19 protein-coding genes and 2 pseudogenes are annotated in these 24,323 nt (G+C 62.2%); 15 read left to right on the top strand and 6 right to left on the bottom strand.

Annotated elements, in window-relative coordinates:
* Positions 1–9: 9 nt before the first annotated feature.
* The 4 genes from CU110_RS06050 to CU110_RS06035 form a co-directional block, all read right to left on the bottom strand.
* Positions 10–1,176, bottom strand: coding sequence for a nucleotide sugar dehydrogenase (locus tag CU110_RS06050; protein ID WP_084208328.1), 1,167 nt, complete (start codon positions 1,174–1,176; stop codon positions 10–12).
* A 29-nt stretch (positions 1,177–1,205) separates the two neighbouring features.
* Entirely contained in the window at positions 1,206–2,501 is a 1,296-nt protein-coding gene (locus tag CU110_RS06045) for an exopolysaccharide biosynthesis polyprenyl glycosylphosphotransferase (RefSeq protein WP_084208321.1), read from the bottom strand.
* 49 nt (positions 2,502–2,550) lie between these two features.
* Positions 2,551–4,743, bottom strand: a complete 2,193-nt coding sequence (locus CU110_RS06040; protein ID WP_084208320.1) for a polysaccharide biosynthesis tyrosine autokinase — start codon at positions 4,741–4,743, stop codon at positions 2,551–2,553.
* A 117-nt stretch (positions 4,744–4,860) separates the two neighbouring features.
* Complete coding sequence (locus CU110_RS06035; RefSeq protein ID WP_276204874.1) at positions 4,861–6,024, bottom strand: polysaccharide export protein; 1,164 nt, start codon at positions 6,022–6,024, stop codon at positions 4,861–4,863.
* Positions 6,025–6,062: 38 nt separating this feature from the next.
* Between CU110_RS06035 and CU110_RS06030 the strand changes: the two genes are divergently transcribed.
* The 5 genes from CU110_RS06030 to CU110_RS06010 all read left to right on the top strand — a co-directional run bounded on the left by CU110_RS06030 (position 6,063) and on the right by CU110_RS06010 (position 9,996).
* The gene (locus CU110_RS06030; RefSeq protein WP_127734928.1) at positions 6,063–6,290 is read left to right on the top strand and encodes a hypothetical protein; all 228 of its coding nucleotides are present in this window, start codon (positions 6,063–6,065) and stop codon (positions 6,288–6,290) included.
* Between the two features lie 5 nt (positions 6,291–6,295).
* Positions 6,296–6,670 carry a hypothetical protein gene (locus CU110_RS06025; protein ID WP_127734925.1) on the top strand — a complete coding sequence of 125 codons (375 nt, stop codon included), beginning with the start codon at positions 6,296–6,298 and terminating at the stop codon, positions 6,668–6,670.
* A gap of 91 nt (positions 6,671–6,761) precedes the next feature.
* Positions 6,762–7,004, top strand: a complete 243-nt coding sequence (locus tag CU110_RS06020) for a hypothetical protein (RefSeq protein WP_127734922.1) — start codon at positions 6,762–6,764, stop codon at positions 7,002–7,004.
* Between the two features lie 74 nt (positions 7,005–7,078).
* A complete protein-coding gene (locus tag CU110_RS06015; RefSeq protein WP_346427167.1) occupies positions 7,079–7,702 on the top strand; it encodes a hypothetical protein in 624 nt (207 codons plus the stop codon).
* 65 nt (positions 7,703–7,767) lie between these two features.
* The gene (locus CU110_RS06010) at positions 7,768–9,996 is read left to right on the top strand and encodes a YjbH domain-containing protein (RefSeq protein ID WP_240499692.1); all 2,229 of its coding nucleotides are present in this window, start codon (positions 7,768–7,770) and stop codon (positions 9,994–9,996) included.
* Position 9,997: 1 nt separating this feature from the next.
* Here the strand turns inward: CU110_RS06010 and CU110_RS06005 are convergent, their stop codons facing one another.
* Complete coding sequence (locus tag CU110_RS06005; protein ID WP_084208315.1) at positions 9,998–11,728, bottom strand: thiamine pyrophosphate-dependent enzyme; 1,731 nt, start codon at positions 11,726–11,728, stop codon at positions 9,998–10,000.
* A 44-nt stretch (positions 11,729–11,772) separates the two neighbouring features.
* Between CU110_RS06005 and CU110_RS06000 the strand changes: the two are divergent.
* Positions 11,773–12,837, top strand: a pseudogene (locus tag CU110_RS06000) (nitronate monooxygenase); the annotation flags it as partial.
* Here CU110_RS06000 and CU110_RS05995 read toward each other — a convergent pair.
* A complete protein-coding gene (locus tag CU110_RS05995) occupies positions 12,788–13,627 on the bottom strand; it encodes a FadR/GntR family transcriptional regulator (protein WP_205694071.1) in 840 nt (279 codons plus the stop codon). The pseudogene CU110_RS06000 and the gene CU110_RS05995 sit on opposite strands and share 50 nt — an antisense overlap.
* A gap of 163 nt (positions 13,628–13,790) precedes the next feature.
* On the opposite strand from CU110_RS05995, the gene CU110_RS05990 reads away from it, so the two are divergent.
* From CU110_RS05990 to CU110_RS05950, 9 genes and pseudogenes are all read left to right on the top strand, one after another.
* The gene (locus CU110_RS05990) at positions 13,791–14,819 is read left to right on the top strand and encodes a 4-hydroxythreonine-4-phosphate dehydrogenase PdxA (protein ID WP_084208309.1); all 1,029 of its coding nucleotides are present in this window, start codon (positions 13,791–13,793) and stop codon (positions 14,817–14,819) included.
* Between the two features lie 59 nt (positions 14,820–14,878).
* The gene (locus CU110_RS05985; protein ID WP_077373800.1) at positions 14,879–16,051 is read left to right on the top strand and encodes an L-rhamnonate dehydratase; all 1,173 of its coding nucleotides are present in this window, start codon (positions 14,879–14,881) and stop codon (positions 16,049–16,051) included.
* A gap of 10 nt (positions 16,052–16,061) precedes the next feature.
* A pseudogene (gene araD1, locus CU110_RS05980) lies at positions 16,062–17,020 on the top strand (AraD1 family protein); the annotation flags it as partial.
* A 464-nt stretch (positions 17,021–17,484) separates the two neighbouring features.
* The gene (locus CU110_RS16015; protein ID WP_276317912.1) at positions 17,485–18,159 is read left to right on the top strand and encodes a DctP family TRAP transporter solute-binding subunit; all 675 of its coding nucleotides are present in this window, start codon (positions 17,485–17,487) and stop codon (positions 18,157–18,159) included.
* Between the two features lie 38 nt (positions 18,160–18,197).
* The gene (locus CU110_RS05970; RefSeq protein ID WP_127734915.1) at positions 18,198–20,204 is read left to right on the top strand and encodes a DctP family TRAP transporter solute-binding subunit; all 2,007 of its coding nucleotides are present in this window, start codon (positions 18,198–18,200) and stop codon (positions 20,202–20,204) included.
* A 71-nt stretch (positions 20,205–20,275) separates the two neighbouring features.
* Positions 20,276–20,926 carry a TRAP transporter small permease gene (locus CU110_RS05965; RefSeq protein WP_127734912.1) on the top strand — a complete coding sequence of 217 codons (651 nt, stop codon included), beginning with the start codon at positions 20,276–20,278 and terminating at the stop codon, positions 20,924–20,926.
* Positions 20,923–22,203: a TRAP transporter large permease subunit gene (locus tag CU110_RS05960; protein ID WP_084208304.1), complete on the top strand. Its 1,281-nt coding sequence runs from the start codon at positions 20,923–20,925 to the stop codon at positions 22,201–22,203. Before CU110_RS05965 ends, CU110_RS05960 begins: the two co-directional genes overlap by 4 nt.
* Positions 22,204–22,234: 31 nt before the next feature.
* On the top strand, positions 22,235–23,287 hold the full coding sequence (locus CU110_RS05955; protein ID WP_127734909.1) for a DctP family TRAP transporter solute-binding subunit: 1,053 nt from the start codon (positions 22,235–22,237) through the stop codon (positions 23,285–23,287).
* Between the two features lie 60 nt (positions 23,288–23,347).
* Positions 23,348–24,283, top strand: coding sequence for a YncE family protein (locus CU110_RS05950; protein WP_084208302.1), 936 nt, complete (start codon positions 23,348–23,350; stop codon positions 24,281–24,283).
* Positions 24,284–24,323: the final 40 nt, after the last annotated feature.

Below are 24,323 nucleotides of genomic sequence, written 5' to 3'. Positions count from 1 at the left end.
CGCTCTGAATCAATCGTTGCCGAACAGATCCCGGGTGTAGACCTTGTCGACCACATCGGCGAGCTCTTCCGCCATGCGATTGCTCAGAATGACGTCAGCTTCCTGCTTGAACGCCTCGAGATCCCGCATGACGCGTGACCCGAAGAAGGTGTCCTCTTCCAGTACCGGCTCGTACACCACCACTTCCACACCCTTGGCCTTGATACGCTTCATCACGCCCTGCATGGCACTGGCGCGGAAGTTGTCAGAGCCGGACTTCATCACCAGGCGATACACCCCCACTACCTGCGGATTGCGCTTGAGCACGGATTCCGCGATGAAGTCCTTGCGCGTGGTGTTGGCATCGACGATGGCCTGGATCATGTTGTTGGGCACTTCCTGATAATTGGCCAACAACTGCTTGGTATCCTTCGGCAAGCAGTAACCCCCATACCCGAAGGACGGGTTGTGATAGTGCTGGCCGATGCGCGGATCCAGCCCCACCCCTTCGATGATCTGCCTGGCATCCAGGCCATGTGATTCGGCGTAGGTATCCAGCTCATTGAAGTAGGCGACGCGCATTGCCAGGTAGGTATTGGCGAACAGCTTGATGGCCTCAGCCTCGGTGCTGTCAGTGAAGAGCACATCGACACCCTGCTTGATGGCACCTTCCTTGAGCAGCCCGGCGAACACCTCGGCACGCTCGGAGCGCTCACCGACGATGATGCGAGACGGATGCAGGTTGTCGTACAGCGCCTTGCCTTCACGCAGGAATTCCGGCGAGAACATCAGATTCTGAGTCTGGAAACGCTCACGCGCCTCAGCCGTATAGCCCACCGGCACGGTGGACTTGATGACCATCACCGCGTCAGGATTGATGTCACGCACATCCTGAATCACCGCTTCCACACTCTTGGTGTTGAAGTAGTTGGTGGTGGCATCGTAATCCGTCGGCGTCGCGATGATCACGAAATCGGCATCGCGGTAGGCCTCTTCCTTGTCGAGGGTAGCGCGGAAATTCAGATCTCCACGCGCCAGAAACTCATGAATCTCATTATCGACGATAGGTGAGATACCACGGTTCAGGCCTTCCACCTTCTCCGGCACGATATCCAACGCGACGACTTCATGATGCTGAGACAGCAGCATGGCGTTGGAGAGACCGACATAACCGGTGCCTGCGATGGCAATTTTCATTATAAAAATAATAATTTTCCCAGCATCTATCATCTAGCCCCAGAGCCAAAAACAACCGTTTTGATAGTTCTTACAATAATCAACAAATCTAGCCAAAATGAAAAGTTTTTAATGTAATAAAAATCATACTCCAATTTCTCGATCATACCTTCGACTTCTGCTGCATACCCTTGCTCTACCTGTGCCCAACCGGTAATGCCAGGACGTACCACATGGCGGTAGTGGAAGAACGGCACATCCTTCTCATACCACTCCGTGAGGCTCATGGATTCTGGGCGCGGTCCGATCATGCTCATATCGCCTTTCAAGACATTGAACAATTGAGGAAGCTCATCCAGACGGCACTTGCGAATGAATCGCCCCACGCGCGTGATACGTGGATCATTGCCTTCCTGGGTAAAGCCAGTGCCTTTCATGTCGGTATACATACTACGGAACTTGTAGACCGTAAACGGACGGCAATGGAAGCCCATACGCGGCTGGCAGAACAGCGCCTTGCCTGGGCTATCCAGACGAATGGCAAGTGCCGTCAACAGCATGACAGGGGCCAGCAAAGGAATCAGGATTAACGCGGCGAGAATGTCCATGCCGCGCTTGATGACTTCGTAATCTTCACGTGGCGACAGGGAGCCAAATTCATTGGCATAGAGGTGATCCAGCAGTACCTTCCCGGTAATCATTTCATGGGCCTGGGTGGCGTGGTACACCGGGATACGGTGAATCGTACAGTCAGCGAGAAAACGCTGCCACTCCTCGGGGAGATCTGCCCGCAGGTCCGCAACCACGGCGTCAATTCGCTTGAACCCGACCAGTGTCGGTTCCTTCATCGCATACCAGTACACTGATTTGCTGTGGTGATCACACAAGGCCGGTGCTTTCCCGAAGGGCACCACTGCCATGCGCTTGGTGGTCAACTTGCTGTCAACATAATAGAAGGCCCCACCGAAGACGATGGCCAGCACGAAGGAAATCCCGACTTGCAGACGTGACACCTCGACTTCCAGCACACCGCAGATGATGATGAGCAATGTATAGGAAGCCGCAACTGTCGGGATGACATACGTGAAGGAGCGTGTCCCCGGCAGTTGGCAGAGGCGGTTGATCAGCGTCAGCGACAAGGTGAAAGCGGCGGCGGTGCCCAGAATCGCATTCCATTGTGCCAAGGTGGAAGTATTCCAGAAATCGAATCCCCAGCGGTACATGGCAGGCAGTACGACAACTAGCAGCACGCCAAAGAATGTCTGTAGGCGCTTGCTGGCAAGCAAGCGCTCGTAGTGCCGTGAATAGCGCCGTTGATGCTCCATGGTAGAGCTCACCTCTTTCATGTCTGGTTCCCTTCGAATTCAATATGACTGATGACGGAATACAGCGGGATCATTTATAGCTGTAGTTGTAATAGCCATAATTCTCGCCATAGGCGCCGGCGGCCTTGCGCTCCATGGCGTTGAGGATTCCGCCTTTCACGGCAATGCCAGAAGCTGCCAGGCGCTTGAGAGAGACTTCCACTTCCTTGGGCGCGTTCACCTCGAAGCGCGTCACCAGCAGAGTCGTGCCCACATGCTTGCCGATGACGGCGGCATCGGTGACGGCAAGGATGGGCGGAGAATCGATGATGACCAGGTCATAACGCTCGCTGACCGCAGTCAGGAAGTCCTGGAAACGCGCGCTCATCAGCAGTTCCGAGGGGTTGGGCGGCGCAATGCCACGCGCGACGTAGGAAAGTGATTCAAGCGCGGAAACAGGGCGAATGACGTCTTCCAGCGACTTCTTGCCTGCCAGGTAGTCACTCAAGCCACACTCGGAGCGCTCATCGAAGATGGAGTGCATGTGACCCTTGCGCATGTCGGCATCCACTACCAGCACGCGTTGACCGGCCTGGGCGCAGACAGCCGCCAGGTTGGCGGCGATGAAACTCTTGCCTATCCCCGGGCTGGGGCCGGTGATCATCAGGGTGTTGGATGAGGATTCCAGCATGGCGAAGTGCAGGCTAGTGCGTAAGCCACGCAAGGCCTCGATCGCGAGATCCGCAGGATTGCGTTCCGCCAGCAGGCCGTTGGGAATCTTGCGCGAATGCTTGTCTGTCGCGCGCTTCACCTTGCGGCTCAGCTTGCCCTGCTCATCCGAAAGCGGGATGGTGGCATACATCGGCAGGCCCAGCGCTTCCAGCTGGTCCGGCGATTCCACGCCACGCCTAAACGCCGCACGCAGCAGAATGACACCGACGGACAGCATGCCGCCGAGCAGTGTCATGATGACCACGATCATGGCCTTCTTCGGCTTGACGGGCTGCGGCAAGATACCGGCATCGTCCAGGATGCGCACATTACCTACCGTACTGGCCTTGGCGATCTCCATTTCCTGCACTTTATTCAGCAGCTGCACGTAGATGGCCTGAGTCACTTCCACACTACGTGTCAGGCGCAACACTTCCTGCTGGGTTTCCGGAAGGTCCTTCACCTGAGCATTCAGCTTGTCCATCTCGCGCTTGAGCTGAGACTTCTTCTCGAGCAGTGCCGCGTAGGTGGGGTGGCTAGGCGTATAACGCTTGGCGATCTCGGCTTCGGTCAGTTCCAGCTGATTGACCTGGGCCTCCAGATTCACGATGCGCTCCAGCACGGACTGGGTCTCCAGTGAGAGATCCACACTGTCACGTGACGTCCTGAATGCATTCAGGCGCGATTCCGCCTCATCGAGCTGGGCACGCACCTTGGGTACCTGGTTATCGAGAAACTCGAGACTGTTGCGCGCCTCCTCACTCTGACGCTGAACATTCTGTGAATAATAGATATCCGCGATGGTATTCAGCGTGCGCTGCAGCTCACGCGGCTGCTCACCCGTCATCGACCACGTGAGAATGCCGGTTTCCTTGCCCTGCTCCGCCACTGAGAAGGTACTTCGAAGATTTTGAATCGCCTGCATGCGGCTGATGTGTGTCAGCTCAAATTCCGCGCCTGTGGCGGCATTCAAGGCAGTGACACGCAGATTCAGCTGACCATCGGCAAAGCTGTCCAGCTGATTGATGCGCCCCTTGCCCAGCAACTCACCGTCCTGGATCAGCTCGTAATGCGCATCATCGACGACACGCAGGGTAATGGTGCTACCCAGCATGGCGTCATCGACAGGCATCTCACTGACGCTGATGCTCTCCCCTGCCCAGGTACTTGCCCAACCCTGGGCGAAATCCGGGCGCTCCACCCCGCGGCGCACAAGGAAATCTCCCAGCAGCGGCAGTCGCTTCGGCGTGACGGTGACATCCAGGTTGAGCAGGTCCACTGCGCGGCCAAGTACCATCCGCGAGCGGATGATCTCGATCTCGGACTGGGACGGCGGCTCCTTGCCCAGAATCGAATTGACGTCAGCCAATGGATTGGTCGAAGGGGCATCATCAATCTGGATCAGGGCATCCACCTTGTAGATGGGCGTCGCCAACAGCGCATAGACCACCCCGATGACGGCAAACAGGCCAGTGATCGCGATGATCCATTGCTTGTGATCGAGCAGAATGCCGAACAGGCGCCCCAGATCAATCGCATCATCATCGTTATCGCGAGTGGCAGCCGACGACATCGCCCCAGTGGCTGTATTTTGCGGGGTCTGATTCATGAAACACCCTTCGAGTGCTGCGGCTCTCGTGAGAACCAGTGGTAGTAGGTAGAGAGGAAGAAGACAGGAGGCTGGCGCGGATCAATCGTCACTGCGCAGATCATCGAAATCACTGGCGGAACGCGTCACCTGATAGACAGCGGTCAAGGTCGGCATCAGCTGATTGACGACACGATTCCAACGACTGAGCGGCGCGGCTGTGACATAGACCACATCAGAAGGCTGCAGCATGAATTCAGCACCGATCACGAAGGCCGCCGAATCACGCGCATCCAGCTGGTAGACCGTCGCCAGCTTGCCGGTACTGGTGTCCGCGCGCCGCACGACGAAGATGCCCTTGGCATCTGCCTGACCTTCATCGATACCGCCAGACTGAGCGATGGCATCCGTCAGCGAGATACGCGAATTGCCCATCGCCAGGCTGCCCGGCAATTGCACCTCGCCCATCACGTAGACCTTCTGATTGCCCACATCCGGCACGTGCAGTACATCGCCGTCGCGCAGCAGACGGTTGTTGCTCAGCGCGCCGTTCTGCAGCAGGTCATACAGCGAGAAGTGCTCATCACTGTCATCACGTGTCAGTACCACGTCGTGCCAGTTGGCCAGCGGCGACAGGCCGCCTGCCTGATTGACAGCGTCGAGGATGGTCAACGGCACATTGGTGATCGGCAGGATTCCCGGGGTTTCCACCTGCCCGGTGACGTAGACCTTCTGGGACTTGAATGCCGCCACCTGCACATCGATCTGCGGGGAGGCGATATAGCCGGACAGACGACGCTCGATGACGGCCCGCAATTCCTTGACGGTGAGCCCCGCCGCTTTCACGCGCCCGATATAGGGATAAAAGATGGTGCCGTCACTGTGAACGCTGTTGCCTGATTCGATGGCGCTGCGCTCGGAGCCGGCCGGGATGGTCAGTTCGGGGTGGTCATAGACGATGATGTTGAGCACATCCCCTCGGCCGATACGGTAATCGTAATCGGCCAGCTGCTGTTCCAGCTTCTCGTTGTCACGCTGGGCCTTCCCGTGACTGTCCTTCAGGGCATCTACCATGCCAAAGGTGATGGGCCGGACCTCGAGCGCATCATCCAGGGGAGCCGTTTCCGCTTGATAATCCATGTTGCCACCAGGGGCAAAGGCACAGCCGGTGGTAGACAACATGGCAATCAACAGCGCGGTGGTCATTGCCAGGCGGGGGCGCGGCTTCAGCGCACAGCCCTTGCCAAACATGGTGACCTTGATCATGTAAAACCCCCGAAACCTGCAAGATGAAGTAAGCAGCGGTGGCGACGGCGGTACTGATCCAGGTGATGGTGGCGATGGCGGCACTGATCCGGGTGATGGTGGCGACGGCGGTACTGATCCGGGTGATGGCGGCGGCTCCACTGGCGGCACTGATCCGGGTGATGGTGGCGGCTCCACTGGCGGCACTGATCCGGGTGACGGCGGCGGCTCGACTGGCACTACTACCGATCCGGGTGATGGCGACGGCTCTCGACTGGCGGTACTGATCCGGGTGACTGCGCGATGGCTCTCGGCTCCACTGGCGGCACTGATCCAGGTGATGGCGATGGCTCGGCTCGACTCGAGCGGCACGACTGATCCGGGTGATGGCGATGGCTCTCGGCTCCACGGCGGCACCACCGATCCGGGTGACGGCGATGGCTCGACCGGCACCACCGATCCGGGCGATGGCGACGGCTCGACTGGCACTACCGATCCGGGTGATGGCGGCGACGGCTCGACCGGCACCACCGATCCCGACGATGGCAGTAACCCGGATCGAATGGCGGTACCGAGCCGGGCGATGGTGACGGCACGACAGGTACCACCGGTACCGACGATGGCACGGTACCACCGGATGACCACTGGCGACCACTGGCGACCGTGACTGGCACGACAGGTACCACGGGCACGACCGGCACCACCGGTTCTACCGGGACGACAGGCACCACCGGCACGACAGGTACTTTCTGATCATCATGATCTCGATATCCATCAGCATGGGGGGTCGCCTGGCGGCCCCTTTGCTCGTGTCCGGCGCACTGCTGCTTGGCGGCTGTTCCGCGCTTGAGCAGGGGCAGCTGGGGCAGACGGCGAGTGCCGTGTTCGGCAGCGATCAATTCGATGCCGAGCGCGCGCGCGCCCTGCCCTACGCGTCGCTGCGTCTACGCTACGACGGCAACACGGGCATGGTGGTACTGGCGTCACTTGAGACACGCTGACCATCAGCGAGGCACTGTCACGTCACCTCGCCGAACTGAGGGGTAAGCACGGCATTGAATGGCCGCACACCTTCGTGGCAACTCGGCAGGCGCGTGAGCACTCCCGCCAGCTGGGGCGTCGGCTGTTCTTCGAATTGCGTCAACTGAGTTCACAGGCGGTGTTCGATGAGCGTCTGCCCGCCGCCGGGCTCAAGCATTGGATGCAGATCGTCAAGCGCACGCCGATCGGCGGCCGTCAGGTGGGGCGTATCGATCCCATCGCGCTGTGGCGTTTCCCGCGCCTGGATATCCCGCTCAGCACGCATGACTGGATCGGGCAATGCCAGCCCGAGACACGCCTGCAGCTATGGAGCGCCGTGGGCGTTCGTCAGCTTGACTGGCGGCCAGAGCTGACCCTGCGCGAGGCCATCGCCGGCCTGCCGGGCGCACGGACCAGCGCCGAGAGCGCCAGTGTCATCACGCTCAGCGGCCGAGTGATCGAGCGCGGCATCAGCGCCTGGAACGAGCAACCCTACACGCTGGCGCCGGGGGATCGTGTCGTGATCCATCTGCCGCGCCTCTCGCCCTCGGCAGCCTGGGTCAATCGCAGTCTTCCCGAATGGTTGAGCCTGCAATGGCCGGGCAAGGCGTGCCGCAGCCTGGATGCCATCACGGGCCAGCCCCAGGCGCCGGAGTACCTGCAGAGTGAGACCCCATGAGCGAGGCGTCCATGAACCCGCCGCACGCTTCGCGCTCAGGCAAGCAAAGGATGGCAGCAGACAGCATGCATCATTTCCCCTCTTCTCCCGCCATGCAGGCCAGGCCGCGTCTGGCACCGCTGCCACGCATCATCCGCAGGCTGGCGCTGCTCAGCGCGGGCGTGATGCTGGCCCCCGTGAGCCACGCCGGCGTGCTGGATGGCCCGCAGCCCGTCGAGAGCCGCCTGAGCGGCCTGGGGCATGGTCAATCGGATTTCGGCGGCGTCGGGCTGATGCAGACACCGACGGCGCGCATGCAGAAGCCGGGCAGCATCCACTTCTCCTACAGCCAGGTCGAGCCGTATCAGCGCTATAACGTCAGCCTGCAGCCGCTTGACTGGCTGGAAGTGGGCTTCCGCTATACCGAGGTCACCAACCGTCTGTATGGCGAATCCATCGCCGGTGACCGCGATTATCTGGACAAGGGGGTCGATGCCAAGATCCGCCTGTGGGAAGAGAGCCGCTATCTGCCGCAGCTCGCGGTCGGCCTGCGCGACATGGGCGGTACCAGCCTGTTCGGCAGTGAATATCTGGTCGCCAGCAAGCGCTGGTATGACCTGGACTTCACGCTGGGACTGGGCTGGGGGTATCTGGGCTCTCGCGGGGATCTCTCCAACCCGATCGGCTGGATACGCGACAGCTACAACGACCGTCCCGGTCGCGGCGAGACCGGCGGTGACCAGGGTGGCGAGTTCTCCCTCAACAGCCTGTTCAAGGGCGACATGGGCGTGTTCGGCGGCGTGGAATGGCAGACCCCGTGGGACCCGCTGGTGATGATGGTGGAGCTGGATGGCAACGACTATCAAAGCGAGCCACAGGACAACGATCAAGCGCAGGACAGCCCGATCAATCTGGGCGCTCGCCTGAGCGTGACCGACAACCTGACCCTCAAGGCCGGTTGGGAGCGGGGCAATACCGCGATGCTGGGCGTCAACTTCGGGGTGGATCTCGCTGGGCTCTCCCAGGCCAAGCTGGATCGCCCGCCGGAGGCCTTGCAGGCAAAAGCCCCCTCACGCAACCAGGTCAGCTGGCCTGAGCTGTCCCGCGAGATCCAGGCGCAATCCGGCATTCGTGTCGATAGCCTGTCCCGCGAAGGTACGGCGCTGATCGTCAGCGGCGAGAGTACGCGTTTCCGTTCGACCGCACAGGCCGAAGGGCGTGCCAACCGCGTATTGCACAACCGCCTGGATGACTATTTCGAGAGCTTCCATTACCGCCTGCGCTCCGGCGGCCTGGATACCCGCGAAGATGTCCACCAGCGTGCCGATATCGTCAACGCCGGTCACGACGCCCGCCAGCAGCTGCGCTATACCCATGGCGTCTATGCGCTGGCCGCCACCGAACCCGACAGTGACGAGGCACAAGGTGCCGCGCGCTACCCGGGTGAGAAGGTGCTGCTCGAGAATCCCGATGATCGCTGGAGCGCCGGCTTCTCCCCCGGCCTCAACCAGAACATCGGCGGCCCGGATGGCTATCTCTATCAAGCCTATCTGCGCGGCTCAGCCGCCTGGCGTACCGATCGCCACGGCTGGCTCTCCGGCTCGGCGCAGCTGACCCTGTTCGACAACTTCGACAAGTTCGATTACATCTCGGACTCCAAGCTGCCGAGGGTTCGCTCCTATATCGGGCGCTATATCGAAGAGACCGACGTTGGTATCGACAACCTGCAGTACACCCGCACCCACCAGTTCGGGCGTGACTGGTACGGCATGGCCTATGGCGGCATCCTGGAGATGATGTATGCCGGTGTCGGCGCCGAGGTGCTCTATCGTCCGCTGGGCTCTCCACTGGCCTACGGGGTCGATGTGAACTGGGTCAAGCAGCGCGAATTCGACCAGCAGTTCGGGTTGCGCGACTACTCCACCACCACCGGCCATGCCAGCGTCTACTGGGATACCGGCTACGAGGATGTGCTGGCCAAGGCCAGTATCGGCCGCTATCTGGCAGAAGATGTCGGCGTGACGCTGGATGTCTCGCGCGGCTTCGCCAATGGCGCACGCATGGGTGCCTGGGCCACCTTCACCGATGCCGGTGACGACTTCGGTGAGGGTAGCTTCGACAAGGGCCTCTACATCGTGCTGCCGCTGGATGCCTTCTTCATGCACTCCACCCGCGACAATGTCGGCCTGGCGTGGAATCCGCTGACGCGTGATGGTGGCGCCCGCCTCAATCGCAAGTTCAGCCTGTATGACATGACCAGCTATCGCGACATGGACGACTACTGGCGCGGTTTCGCCTCACAGGTATGGAAGTGACTCACCGCCCGGTGAAGTTGTTGCGCACCAGATCGACCACGTCATCCATGCGCCCATTGAGCACCGCCTTGGCGGAGTAGAGCGCGGTGGAAGCGACCTGCCCGGCTTCGATGTGCGGCGGCATCACCAGCTCCATGCGGTTGACCTTGACCTCCAGCACTCCGGGGCCGTCCTGGGCCAGCAGGCTCTGCACTGCCTCATCCAGCTCGTGCTTCTCCTCGACACGCCGTCCCCACAGCCCCATGGACTGGGCGACCAGCGAGAAGTCGGGATTCTCGAGTTCGGTGTAGGTATCCAGGATGCCCTCGACCTTCTGCTCCAGCTCAACGAAGCCCAGCGTGCTGTTGTTGAAGATGACGATCTTGAGCGGGATCTTCTCCTGCTTGAGAGTCAGCAGGTCCCCCATCAGCATCGACAGACCGCCATCACCGCACATGGCGATCACCTGACGCTCAGGGTAGGCCTTCTGGATGCCGATGCCCTGAGGGTAGGCATTGGCCATGGTGCCATGCATCAGACTTGGCAGCGTGCGGCGCTTGCCGTTGGCGCGGATGTGACGCAGACACCACACCATGGGGCTACCGCCATCGGCGGTGAAGACGGCGTCCTCACTGGCATGGCGGTCCAGCGCCAGGGTCAGCTCCTGCGGGTGAATCAGATGCTCATCGTCGGAGGTGACGGCGGCCTCGTCGCGTGCCTCGAGATATTTCTTGCGGCAGCTGTCAAGCCAGCCGCTGTCATCACGCGGGTCCACGCGGGTCAGCAGCGCGTCGCAGGTGTCCTTGACGCTACCGACGACACCGAGATCCACCGGATGACGGATACCGATCTTGCCGGGGTCGAGATCCACCTGGATCACGGTGGCCTTGTCCGGATAGAACTGGGACCAGGCAAAGCTGCAGCCCAGCAGCAGCAAGGTGTCACATTCCGCGACGGCCTCGTAGCCGCCCTGCAGACCGAACACGCCGGTCATGCCGACTTCCTGCTCGTTGTTGGGCTCGATGAAGTCCTTGGCACGCGACGTCCAGGCCACCGGCGCCTTGAGGCGACGTGCCAATGCCAGCACTTCTTCCTGCGCATCCTGACAGCCGACCCCAGCGTAGATCGACACCTTGCCCGGCTGATTGAGCGCCTCGGCGACGGCGGCCAGCTCCTGCTCACTCGGACGGATCACCGGCGAGAAGCGGTGGGCACGCCAGGGCAGCGAGGCCTTCGGCTTCTGCGGGAAAAGGTCCCCCGGGACGATCAGCACCGCGACCCCACCTTCCGCCAGCGCCTTCTGCGCCGCGATGGCCACCATGCGGCGAGCATTCTCGGGATTGGTCAGGTATTCACAGAACACGCTGTACTGGGAATAAAGCGCCTTCTGGTCCACATCCTGCGGGAAGCCCACGCCCATCTCGGCGGTATCGATCTGCGAGGCGATGAACACCACCGGTGCGCCATTGCGATGCGACTCGATCAGACCATTGAGAAAGTGGGTGCTCCCCGGGCCACAGGTGCCGGCACAGCACGTCAGCTCCCCGCTGATGAAGGACTCGCCCCCTGCCGCGAAGCCGGCCACCTCCTCATGCCGCACATGCACCCACTCCATCTCGGAGCGCCGGATGGCGTCGGTGAAATGGTTGATGGTATCGCCGACGATGCCGTAACAGCGCTTGGCACCTGCCTCGAGCAGGGATTCGGTGATGATCTCGGAGACGCTATGGGCCGAAGAATGGGACTTGGACATGGGGGCGCTTTCCTTTTCCGTTGAGTTGCGGTGAAGGATGAGCAATGCATTCACTCATTCGAATAAACAGTAAACAAGACGTTGGGATGACCCGAGGAAATGCAATGGTGAGGGCGCAAGGCATAAGTGGCACACGGCGTTGCGTGCGGCGTAGCATGATGGGAATGCAGTGGCCGATCATTCAGGCCCCGATGGCAGGCGTCTCGACGCCTCGTCTGGCAGCCGAGGTCTCGAAGGCAGGCGGGCTGGGCTCGATCGGCGTCGGTGCCACGGATGCCGACGGCGCCCGCAGGATGATCACGGAACTGCAAGCGCTGACCGACAGGCCCTTCAACGTCAATGTCTTCGTGCACCCGGCCCCGACACATGACGCTGCTCGCGAGAGCGCCTGGCGGGAGTGGCTGACGCCGCACTTCCAGGCCTTCGAGGCAACGCCCCCCGCCAGACTCGACACGCTCTATACCAGCGTCGCCGATGACCCCGACATGCAGGCGATGTTGCTGGAGACTCGCCCACCCGTCGTCAGCTTTCACTTCGGCCTACCCTCACGCGATTTCATCCGCGCCTTGAAGGAGGCAGGCATCTGGCTCATGGCGACAGCGACCCACCCGGGGGAAGCCCGCGCCATCGAGCGGGCCGGCCTGGACGCCATCGTGGCGCAGGGGTTCGAAGCGGGAGGTCATCGCGGCATGTTCGATCCTAAAGCCGCGGATACCCAGCTGAGCACTGCCGCCCTGACCAGGCAGCTGGTAGACGCCACGCACCTGCCGATCATTGCCGCAGGTGGCATCATGAATGGTGAGGCCATTGCCGCCGCTCTCGCGAATGGCGCCGTGGCAGCCCAACTCGGAACCGCCTTCATCGCCTGCCCGGAATCCAGCGCCGATGCCGCCTATCGAGACGCACTCGCAGGGCCGGCAGCGCATGACACCCGCATGACCTCGATCGTCTCGGGCCGCCCCGCACGCATTCTCGCCAATCGATTTGCCCGCCTGATGGAAGACCCATCATGCCCCACACCACCGGACTACCCTCTCACCTACGCCGCCGGCAAGGCGCTCAACGCTGCCGCCAGATCGCAGGGCGACACCGGTTTCGGGGCACAGTGGGCGGGCCAGGGCGCCCCGCTGGCCAGAGCGATGCCAGCGGGAGAGCTGATGGCAATATTGGGAAAGGAATCATCTTGTCCCGCGTCGTGTAATAGACGCTGTCGATATGCGAGAGCATGGCGCGTTCGGCGGCGTCAGGGTCGCCGGCGCGCAGCGCTTCGACGATACGTACGTGCTCTTCATAGCTGCGCTTGATCGAGCCATGCTCGGCCATGACCTGGCGACGAATGTTGAGCGCATAGGTATAGAGCTCGTGGGCGTAGCGGATCAGGATCTCGTTGCGCGAATACTCCGCGATCACCTGATGGAAGTTCTGATCCGAGAGCTGGAAGTTCACCGGCGAGTCGAAATGCTGGGACTGGGCGTCCAGCAAGGCATCCAGCTTCTTGAGGCCCGCGGCATCGATGTGCCGTGCTGCGCGGCGGGCGATGGCCGACTCCACCACGATACGGCTCTCGAAGACGCTCTCGATGTCCAGATTGTTGAGCTCGTCGCCCTGCTGACGTGCGGGATGATTGCGAAAGCTGTCGATCACCGCCTCGCTGGCACACACCCGTGACTTGCTGCCATGCGAGACATTGAGCAGGCCATACCCCGTCAATAGTGCCAGCCCCCCGCGCACGGTCTCGCGACTCACTTCAAACAGCTGCGCCAGCTCACGCTCGCTGGGCAGCTCATCCCCATCGCGCAACAGGCCGGTCAGGATCATCTCGATGAGCTTGTCGGCGAGAATTTCCTTCTTGGTCTGATTCTTCAGCGCTTTCTCGAAGGCGAAAGGCGTCTGGTTCATGCGGCCCCCACTGGTATAGATTTCATACCAGAATAACTGACAACCGAATCAGACGCACCAGAAAACCGACCATGGTCGCAATTTTCGAGAAATCCTTGACCAATCATCGTGCGCTCGGCTAGTTTTCATCTCAACTGGTCCGGTAAACCAACCAGCAGTCCACATGTCCGCAACACGCCCTGTCATTGCCCTGACCCTCGGTGATCCCGCCGGTATCGGCCCGGAGCTGATCGCTCGCCTGATCGCGGAACCCGAGCAGTTCGCCGAGACCCACAGCGTGCTGGTCGGGGATCAGTGGCTTTGGGAGCAGGGCCAACGCCAGGCCGGGCTCTTCACCGAGCTGCCACGCGTCACAAGCTTCGCGGAAGCCCGTGAACATGAAGGCCTGTCATTGATGCTGGTGGAGAGCGTGGCACAGCAGGAGGTGACGCTGGCCGAGGAAAGTGCCGCCTGTGGCGCCTCGACCCTCGCGGTGCTGTCTCGTTGCCTGGAAGCGGCCCAGAACGAGGAAGTCGACGCCATCTGCTTCGCGCCCCTCAACAAGCTGTCGATGAAGAAAGGCGGCCTTGGCCATGAAGATGAATTGCACTTCTTCGCCGAGACGCTGGGCGTCAAGGGCTACTTCTGCGAGTTCAACACCCTGGGGACGCTGTGGACCTCGCGCATCTCCTCGCATATCCCGCTCAAGGATGCCGCCGAGTACGTCACTCAGGAGCGCATCATCGCCGCCAGCCAGCTGATTCATGACTCGCTGACACTGGCCGGTGTCGAGCAGCCGCGCATCGCCGTGGCCGCCTTCAATCCCCATGGTGGCGAGGGCGGCACCTGCGGGCGTGAGGAAATCGATGTCATCGCGCCGGCCGTCGCCGAGTGCCGCACCCAGGGCTATCCCGTGGAAGGCCCCTTCCCGGCTGACACCATCTTCCTCAAGGCACGCGACGGCGAGTACGACGCCATCGTGACCATGTACCACGACCAGGGGCAGATCGCGATCAAGCTGCTGGGCTTCAAGTCCGGCGTCACCGTCCAGGGCGGCCTGCCGATCCCCATCACCACGCCGGCCCACGGCACCGCCTTCGATATCGCAGGCCAAGGCAAGGCGGACGTGAACCCGACCCGTAATGCCTTCGCGATCGCCAAGCGCATGGGCACCAACCTGCGCGCGCTGCGCCTCGAGACCGCCTCGGCCTGACGCCTTGCCACTCTTGCTCACCTATCTGCGCCAACGTCATCCACAACAAGGATAATCCGATGAAAATCACCAAGGTCAGAACTCGCGTCTTCGAATGGAAAGGCCACACCGTCCCCCCCACTGCCCACTTCTGCTCCAACGCCATGGACGAGCTGTGGGACAAGGGCGACTCGATGGGCACCTTCCGCTTCCACGGCTGGACGGTGGTGGAAATCGAGACCGACAACGGGCTGGTGGGGCTTGGCAACGTGGCACTCGCCCCGCGCATCGCCAAGGCGATCATCGATCAGTACCTCGCGCCGCTGATCATCGGTCAGGACCCCTTCGACTACGAATACCTGTGGCAGCGCATGTACCGCTCCACCCACGCCTGGGGCCGCAAGGGCATCGGCATGGCCGCCATTTCCGGCGTGGATATCGCCATCTGGGACATCATGGGCAAGGCGGTCGGCAAGCCGGTCTTCAAGCTGCTGGGTGGACGCACCAAGGACAAGATCCCCTGCTACGCCTCCAAGCTCTACCGCACGGACCTCAAGGGCATGCAGGAAGAGGCCCAGTCCTATCTGGATCAAGGCTTCACCGCCATGAAGATGCGCTTCGGCTATGGCCCGCGTGACGGCGTCGAGGGCGTGCGTGCCAACCTGGATAGCGTCGCCGCCGTGCGCGAAGTCATCGGCGAGGATGTCGACCTGATGCTCGAATGCTACATGGGCTGGAACCTGGACTACGCCAAGCGCATGTTGCCGAAGCTCGAGCGCTTCCAGCCGCGCTGGCTGGAAGAGCCGGTGATCGCCGATGACATCGATGGTTACGCCGAACTCAATCAGCTGACCAGCATCCCCATCTCCGGCGGTGAGCACGAATTCACCCATTACGGCTTCCGCCAGCTGCTGGAAAAGCGCGCCGTCTCCGTCATCCAGTACGACACCAACCGGGTCGGTGGCATCACCGCGGCGCGCAAGATCAACGCTCTGGCCGAATCCTTCAGCGTGCCGGTCATCCCGCATGCCGGCCAGATGCACAACTACCACCTGACCATGGCCTCACTGGCCTCCCCGATGAGTGAGTACTTCCCGGTGCATGACGTCGAGATCGGCAACGAGCTCTTCTACTACATCTTCAAGGGCGACCCGGAGCCGGTGAACGGCTTCATCGACCTCGACGAAGAGACCCCGGGGCTGGGCCTTGAGCTGAACAGCGACTACTTCGATCAGTTCAACATCATCGAGTGAGGAAGCCATCATGAGACTCGTCCAACTTCGCACCGCCAACGGCCCGCGGGTCGCCGTGGTCGAAAGCCGCGACCAGCTGCGCCTGCTCGACTTCCCGGGCGGCACCTATGAGCTGGCCTCTCGCGCCATCGAGCTGGGCATCGGGCTCAGCGCGCTGATCGAACAGCACTACTCGCACACGCTGGTCGACTACAAGCAGGCCATCGATCGCCAGGAACTGCTGCCGCCGGTCACCCACCCGGATCGCGCGCGCTGCACCGTTACCGGTACCGGCCTGACTCACCTGGGCAGCGCCGATACCCGCGACGCCATGCATGCCGCCGCACAGGCCAGGAGGATGACGCAAGCCTCACCGACTCGATGCGCATGTTCCGCCTGGGGCTCGAGGGCGGCAAGCCCGCCGAGGGGCAGGTCGGCGCGCAGCCGGAATGGTTCTACAAGGGTGACGGCAGCATCGTGGTGGCACCGGAAACCGCGATCAGCGTGCCGGCCTTCGCCGAAGACGCCGGCGAAGAGCCCGAGCTGGTCGGCCTGTACGTGAACGATGCCAACGGTCAGCCGCATCGCATCGGCTACGCGGTAGGCAACGAGTTCTCCGATCACATCACCGAGCGCGCCAACTACCTGTGGCTGGCCCACTCCAAGCTGCGCGCCTGCAGCTACGGCCCTGAACTGCTGATCGGCGAGCTGCCCCAGCACCTGGAAGGCACCAGCCGCATCACCCGCGACGGCCAGACCCTGTGGGAGAAGCCCTTCCTGACCGGTGAGGCCAACATGGCCCACAGCCTGGCCAATCTGGAACACCACCACTTCAAGTACGCCCAGTTCCGCGCGCCGGGGGATCTGCACGTGCACTTCTTCGGCACCGCCACCCTGAGCTTCGCTGATCAGATCAAGGTGCAGGAAGGCGATCGCTTCGAGATCGAACTGCCCGCCTTCGGGCGTGCACTGCGCAATCCCGTCGCGTTCGAGACCCAAGACAACCAAGCGGAGCAGCTATCCGCCATGGCGGTGCTAGCAGTACCAGCACCTCCACCACCACCAGCAACACCGCCTGTACGCATCAGAAGCATCACGACAATAACGAGAAAAGGGCTTCGCCATGACACTCTCGACCCGCCACGCCACCGCCTCACTCATCACCGCCGCCCTTGCCAGTCTGCTGCTGGCAGGCCCCGCACACGCCGCCACCTCGCTGACCTTCGCGCATGCGCATCCGGTCACCGACTCACAGCACCTGGCCGCCGAACGCTTCGCCGAACGTCTGGTCAAGGAACGCAGTGACGGTGAACTGACCGTCAAGATCTTCCCCAACGGCCAGTTGGGCAATGACCAGGCCATGATCTCGGGCGTGCGCAGCGGCACCATCGATATCGAGCTCTCAGGCAATCCCTACTTCAGCGGGCCTGCAGTCGGCGAGCTGAACGTGCTGGATCTGCCCTTCCTGTTCCGACACCCGCGAGCAGGCCTATCAGGTACTGGACGGCGAGGTCGGTCAGGACCTGCTGACCGCCATGCAGCCGCAGCAGATCGAAGGACTGGCCTTCTGGGAAATCGGCTTTCGCAACCTGACCAACTCGCGACGCGCGGTCGAGAACGCCGATGACGTCAGCGGCCTGACCCTGCGCACCACCCCGAATCCGGCGCATATCGCCGCCTTCCAGGCACTCGGCGCCAATCCGACCCCGATGCCCTTCGCGGAGCTCTATACCGCGCTGGAAACCCGCACCGTGGATGGCCAGGAGAATCCGGTCAGCCTGATCCGCTCCGCCAACCTGTACTCCGTGCAGGAGCACCTGTCGCTCACCGCACACGCCTACACCGCCGCCCCCTTGATCATGAACAAGCAGACGTTCGACAGCCTCGCGCCCGAACTGCAGACGCTGATCAAGGAAGAAGCTCAGGAAGCGGCCCGCTATCAGCGTCAGCTCAATCATGACAATGAGCAGGGCGATCTGGCCTTCCTCGAGGAGCAAGGTATGCAGGTCGTACGTGAGCCTGATACCGCCAGCATGCGTGCCAAGGTCGCCGAGCCGGTACGCGCCGAGTTCACTGCTAAGCACGGCAGCGAGCTGCTGGATCGCATCGACACCGCGCTCGCGCGCTGATCACGCTCGCCTGACTCGCCCATGCAAGGAGGCACGCCATGCTCTCTGACTCACTCCAATTTCCGGTAATGCCTGTGCCTCTGGCGGAACTCGGCGAGCAGCGCGCACGTTATCTGGCCAGCCGCCAGGAGGAAGATCTGCCGATCATCGATGCCCACATGCATGTCTGGGACCCGACGCGGAACTACCACCCCTGGCTGTGTGATGAGCCGATGATCCTCTTCCGCTACGGCGACTACTCCGCGATCCGTCGCCCCTACCTCCCCGCCGAGCATCTCCAGGCGGCGGGCGAGGCGCACCGGGTGCTGGGGTGCGTCTACATGGAGGCGGAATGGGCGCGGGGCGATGCGCTCAAGGAAGTGCGCTGGATCGAGGAGACTGCCCGCGAGAGCGGCTGGCCCAACGCCATGATCGCCCAGGCCTGGCTGGATCAGGATGACATCGGCGAGCAGCTCGAGAGCCTTTGCACATCAGGGATGGTCAAGGGTGTCCGCCACAAGCCGGCCGCACTGGAGCGTCACGATCCGGCGCTTGCCACCCATGCCTTGCCCGGCTCGCTGCGCTGCCCGCGTTATCAGTCCGGCGTCAGTGACGTCGCCCGCCACGGGCTGATCTTCGAGCTGCAGGTGCCCTGGTGGCACCTGGCGGAACTGCTGCCGCTGCTGGAGCGCCATCCCGAGATGCCAGTGGTGATCAATCACGCCGGCGTGCCCGGGGATCGTGATCCCGACACCCTGCGGGAATGGTCACACGCCCTCGCCAGGGTCGCTGTCTGGCCGCAGGTGATGATCAAGTTCTCCGGTCTCGGGATTGCGGGTCAGGCCTGGCGTCTGGAAGACAACCGCGAGGTCTTCGACAGCGTGCTGCGTCATTTCGGGGCCCAGCGCGTGATGTTCGCCAGCAACTTCCCGGTCGATGGGCTGGTGACCTCTCTCGACACGCTGTTTCAAGGCTTCAAGACACTCAGTCGTTCGCTCAGTCCCGAGCAGCGACTCGCGCTGTTCTGCGACAACGCCGTGCGCTGCTACTCGCTGGACACCAGCGTCGCCCAGCATACGAACGTCCTGCTCAAGACGGTCTCCACCCTGGGGTTGATGCTGACCTTCGCGACCACCGCCCACGCCGAGATCACCGCGCGCATGGGCACCAGCCTGCCGGAGGCGCATCCCCAGACACTGGGCGCCAAGAAGTTTGCGGAGCTCGTCGAGGAGAAGTCGGACGGCGAGATCACCATCACGGTGTTCTCCAACGGCATTCTGGGCAATGACGTCAACATGACCTCGATGCTGCAGTCCAACACCCTGGACTTCACCGCGCCCTCCACCGCCACGCTGAGCAGCCTCAACCCTGACTTCAACATCGTCAGCCTGCCCTTCCAGTTCGATGACAGTGAACACGCCGATGCGGTGCTGGATGGCGAGGCCGGCCGTGCCCTGCTCGCAAGCCTCGATGACAAGAAGCTGGTGGCACTCGAGTACTGGGAGAACGGCTTCCGTCACATGACCAACAGCCGCCGTCCCATCGAGACGCTCGAGGACATCGAGGGCCTCAAGATTCGCACCATGCAGAACGCCCTCTACATCGACCTCTTCAACGGACTGAATGCCAACGCTGTGCCCATGTCGGTCAATGAACTGTTCACCGCCATGGAAACCCGCACGGTGGATGGTCAGGAAAACCCTTACACCGTGATCGACGCCAAGCGCTTCTTCGAGGTCCAGACGTACCTGTCGCGTACCGCGCATGCCTATGACGCCCAGGTGCTGGTCGCCTCGGCAGGCTTCATGCAGTCACTCGATGACGCCCAACGCCAGCTGGTCCGCGAGGCCGCTCGTGAAGCCACGCTGTATCAGCGTGAGCAGAGCCGTGCCATGAACGAGGAACTGCTGAGCGAGCTGCAGGACAAGATGACCGTCAACGTGGTGGCGGACAGTGAACGTCAGCGCATGCGTGAGGCACTGGCACCGGTGATCCAGCAGCACACCCAGGCGCTGGACCCGGCGGTGGTGACGCAATTCCAGGCAGCGCTGGCCGACGCCCGTTAGTCAACACAACCAGTCCCGGCGACCAGGCACTGTCGCGCCGTCATCGAGATGCTTCCTTCGGGGATAACACCATGAACAAACTGACCCAAGAGATGCCGTTATCCATGTCGATCAAACCGCCCATCGCGCCATCCTCCGAGTCACGGGGAAGCCACGCCACCCCGCTGGCGTCAACGGCGCCTACCCGCACTGCCACCGGCATCACGACGATCTTCAAGGGACTGGAGAAGGCCCTCACCCTGCTGATGGTACTGGCACTGGTGGCGATGATCGCGCTGGTCTTCGTCAATGTCGTGCTGCGTTACGGCTTCAACAGCGGCATCTCGATCAGCGTCGAGCTGTCCCGCTTCCTGTTCGTCTGGGTCACCTTCATGGGCGCCGTGACGGCATTGATCCGTCAGGAGCACCTGAGCGTCAACACCTTCGCCGACAAGCTGCCGGCGGCATGTCGCAGGGTGCTGGATCGCATTGTCACTCTGGTGATGCTCGGCTGCTGCCTGATGCTGCTCAAGGGCAGCTTCGATCAGACGGTGCTCAACTGGCGCAATCTCTCTCCCATCAGCGGCATTCCCGTCGGCGTCTTCTATCTCGCCGGCCTGATGGCAGGCGTATTGATGTCGCTGATCCTGCTGTGGCGACTGCTGACGCCCCTTGCCCTGCATGGCATCACGCCACCGAATGCCGCCAGCCCCTCATCTGATCAGCAAGGAGACACGCCATGACCATCGGGCTCTTCCTCGGCTCCCTGCTGGCCGCCATCGGCCTGAGCCTCCCCATCGCCTTTGCCCTGCTGGTCAGTGCCATCGTGCTGATGCTGCACCTGGATCTGTTCAACTCGCAGATCCTGGCCCAGAACCTCGTCAACGGCGCCGACAGCTACACCCTGCTGGCCATTCCCTTCTTCCTGACCGCCGGGGAAGTGATGTCGCGTGGCGGGCTCTCCCAGCGCATCGTCACGCTGGCGATGTCGCTGGTGGGTCACCGCAAGGGCGGACTGGGTTTCGTGGCCATCTTCGCCGCCATCGTCATGGCCAGTCTGTCCGGCTCCGCGGTCGCGGATACCGCCGCGCTTGCCAGCATGCTGCTGCCGATGATGCGCAAGGCGGGCTATCCGCTGGGCCGCTCCTCCGGCCTGATGGCCGCCGGCGGGATCATCGCGCCGATCATCCCGCCCTCGATTCCGCTGATCATCATCGGGGTCGCCGGTGGCATCTCGATCGGCAAGCTGTTCCTCGCCGGGATCGTGCCGGGGCTGATCATGGGCGTGACCCTGGTGGTGATGTGGCTGTTCATGACCCGCAAGGAAGATCTGGTCGTCACCAAGAAGGCCAGCGGGCGTGAGCGCCTCAAGGCACTCAAGGACAGCTTCTGGGCCATCATGCTGCCGGTCATCATCATCGGCGGCATCAAGAGCGGCATCTTCACCCCGACCGAAGCCGGCGTGGTCGCCGCGGTCTACGCCATCTTCGTCGCCACCGTGGTCTACCGCGAACTGGACTTGAGCCAGCTCTACGCCGTCCTCGCCCAGGCCGCGCGCAGCACCGCCATCGTGATGTTCCTGGTGGCTGCCGCGATGGTCGCCTCCTGGCTGATCAGCATCGCCCAGCTGCCGCTGATGGTCGCCGGTCTGCTGCAGCCGCTGGCCGATGATCCGCGCATCCTGATGCTCGCCATCATGGGCATCGTGCTGGTGGTCGGCATGGTGATGGACCTGACGCCGACCATTCTGGTGCTCACGCCGATCCTGATGCCCATCGTCAAGCTGGCCGGTATCGATCCGGTCTACTTCGGGATCATGTTCGTCCTCAACTGCGCCATCGGCCTGATCACCCCGCCGGTCGGCAACGTGCTCAACGTGATCACCAGCGTCGGCAACCTCAAGTTCGAGAAGGCGGTCAGTGGTGTCGCGCCCTTCGCCCTCGCCTATGTGGTGATCCTGCTGCTGTTCGTGGCCTTCCCGCAGATCATCACCGTGCCCCTGTACTGGATGACCGACTGACTCACGACAACAACGACAAGAGAGCCTTTCCATGACGCCAATGCTCAAGACCTCCCTCGCCAGTCTGCTTCTCCTTGCGCCAATGAGCGCCGCGCATGCAGCCACCGTGCTCAAGCTGGCCCACGCGGCCCCGACCACCGATACCCAGCAACAGGCGGCCGAGCGCTTCGCCGAACGTCTGGTCAAGGAAGGCACGGATGGCGAGATCACCGTCAACATCTTCGGCAACGGCGTGCTCGGCGGTGACCAGCAGATGATCGCCGGCGTGCGCAGCGGCACCATCGATATCGAGCTGTCCGGCAACCCCAACTTCAGCGGGCCTGCAGCCGGCGAGCTGGGCGCCTTCGATCTGCCCTACATCTTCCCGGACCGCAAGACGGCCTATCAGGTGCTGGACGGCAAGGTCGGCGACGATGCCCTGGCACTGCTCAAGCAGGACAACCTCAAGGGCCTGGCCTTCTGGGAGGTCGGCTTCCGCGCGATGACCAACTCGAAACATCCGATCAAGACTCCCGCCGATGTCGATGGCCTGGTGATGCGCACCAACTCCAACAAGTCTCTGATCGAGGCCTTCTCCCTGCTCGGCGCGAACCCGGTACCGATGCCGCTGGGTGAGCTCTACACCGCGATGGAGACGGGCACGGTCGATGCGCAGGACCACCCGATCAGCATCGTCTGGTCGGCGGGTTTCTACGAAGTGCAGGACTACCTGTCACTGACCAACCAGGCCTACACCTCGCTGTTGATGGTGATGAACGACGACACCTTCGAGAACCTGTCACCGGAGTATCAACAGGTGCTGGTGAACGCAGCACGCGAGGCCGGTGATTATCAGCGCGAACTGAACGCGAAGAACGAGCAGAAGATTCTCACTGAACTGGCCGCCAAGGGCATGAAGATCGAGACCGACGTCGATACCGCCGCCTTCCAGCAGGTCGTGCTACCCACCTGGGACAGCTATATCGCCGCCAATGGCCGTGACTGGATCGATGCCATTCAGGTCGCCAGTCAGGCCGGTGCCGATGTCGCGACCAACGCCCAGCCGCAAGGCACGCAGAAGACCACGGCCGCCGTGACTCAGTAACGCACAAGCGCTTTTTCGTTTTCCCTATCTGTCACTCCCCTCGCTGATTGGAGAAATGTCATGTCCCGAGATGTTCTGCTGCTCAACCAGAAATGCGCGCACACCCTGAGCCTTTACGATGCCACCAGCGGCGAGGAGCTCAACCATCTGCGCCTGCCGGACTACCCGCATGAGTTCGTGGTGGATTCCACCGGCCGCTACGCCTTCGTGGGCCACTACGGCATCCTCGGCGCCGACTGCATCGGCGATCAGGGCGGCTGCTCGGTGTTCGTGGTCGATCTCGAGACCTTCACGCTGGTCAACACGCTCAGCACCTGGCCGTACTACCGCATCCATGGGCTGGGCATCGATGAGCAGGATCGTCTGTATGCGATGAGCGAGGGCCACAACACCCTCTTGCTGTTCAACACGCCCCTGACCCAGACCACGCCAGACCTGGCCGTGTCCTCCGGGGGCTACAAGACTCACCTGTTCGCGCTCACCAAGGCAGGCGACTGGGCCTACGGCATCAACCTGCTCAGCAACACCATCACCAAGTTCAAGCCGCACGATGCCACCTTCGCGCCCATCGCGATGATTCCGGGCCGCAAGCCGGAAGGCAACAGCCTGTCCGCCGATGGCCGCACCCTGTTCATCAGCAATCGCGATGACGACAGCATCGTGGCGGTGGATACCGAATCGATGACCGTGCGCGCCTCGGCGACCACGGGACGTGACCCCAATCGCATCTACCGTGACCCCAGGGGCCGCCTGATCACCACCAACTACGGCGAAAGCTCGCTGTCATTGTTCGATGAAACGCTGGCACCGCTGGGCACCATCCAGCTTGAGGCGGTTCCCATCGCGATGAGCTTTCATCCGGATGGCGAGCAGGCCTTCGTCTCGCTCAAGGGGGATCGCATCGCGGTGCTGGATCTGGAGAGCGGTCAGGTACGCCGAAGCTTCGCGACGCGCGCCGAGCCGGACGTGTCTTGCTTGTTGGTGCGTGACCACTGAGTCAGTGGGCACTTGATACTTCTTGCCAGGACACGAGCCA

The sequence above is a fragment of the Cobetia sp. ICG0124 genome (genome assembly GCF_004006355.1).
Taxonomy (GTDB): Bacteria; Pseudomonadota; Gammaproteobacteria; order Pseudomonadales; family Halomonadaceae; genus Cobetia; species Cobetia marina.
This window is presented reverse-complemented; position numbering and strand designations above follow the sequence as displayed.

Coding starts and splice junctions, on each gene's coding strand:
- CU110_RS06050 (WP_084208328.1), bottom strand. CDS start 1,176: ATGAAAATTGCCATCGCAGGCACCGGTTATGTCGGTCTCTCCAACGCC.
- CU110_RS06045 (WP_084208321.1), bottom strand. CDS start 2,501: ATGAAAGAGGTGAGCTCTACCATGGAGCATCAACGGCGCTATTCACGG.
- CU110_RS06040 (WP_084208320.1), bottom strand. CDS start 4,743: ATGTCGTCGGCTGCCACTCGCGATAACGATGATGATGCGATTGATCTG.
- CU110_RS06035 (WP_276204874.1), bottom strand. CDS start 6,024: ATGATCAAGGTCACCATGTTTGGCAAGGGCTGTGCGCTGAAGCCGCGC.
- CU110_RS06020 (WP_127734922.1), top strand. CDS start 6,762: ATGATCTCGATATCCATCAGCATGGGGGGTCGCCTGGCGGCCCCTTTG.
- CU110_RS06010 (WP_240499692.1), top strand. CDS start 7,768: ATGCATCATTTCCCCTCTTCTCCCGCCATGCAGGCCAGGCCGCGTCTG.
- CU110_RS06005 (WP_084208315.1), bottom strand. CDS start 11,728: ATGTCCAAGTCCCATTCTTCGGCCCATAGCGTCTCCGAGATCATCACC.
- CU110_RS05995 (WP_205694071.1), bottom strand. CDS start 13,627: ATGAACCAGACGCCTTTCGCCTTCGAGAAAGCGCTGAAGAATCAGACC.
- CU110_RS05990 (WP_084208309.1), top strand. CDS start 13,791: ATGTCCGCAACACGCCCTGTCATTGCCCTGACCCTCGGTGATCCCGCC.
- CU110_RS05985 (WP_077373800.1), top strand. CDS start 14,879: ATGAAAATCACCAAGGTCAGAACTCGCGTCTTCGAATGGAAAGGCCAC.
- CU110_RS05970 (WP_127734915.1), top strand. CDS start 18,198: ATGCTCTCTGACTCACTCCAATTTCCGGTAATGCCTGTGCCTCTGGCG.
- CU110_RS05965 (WP_127734912.1), top strand. CDS start 20,276: ATGAACAAACTGACCCAAGAGATGCCGTTATCCATGTCGATCAAACCG.
- CU110_RS05960 (WP_084208304.1), top strand. CDS start 20,923: ATGACCATCGGGCTCTTCCTCGGCTCCCTGCTGGCCGCCATCGGCCTG.
- CU110_RS05955 (WP_127734909.1), top strand. CDS start 22,235: ATGACGCCAATGCTCAAGACCTCCCTCGCCAGTCTGCTTCTCCTTGCG.
- CU110_RS05950 (WP_084208302.1), top strand. CDS start 23,348: ATGTCCCGAGATGTTCTGCTGCTCAACCAGAAATGCGCGCACACCCTG.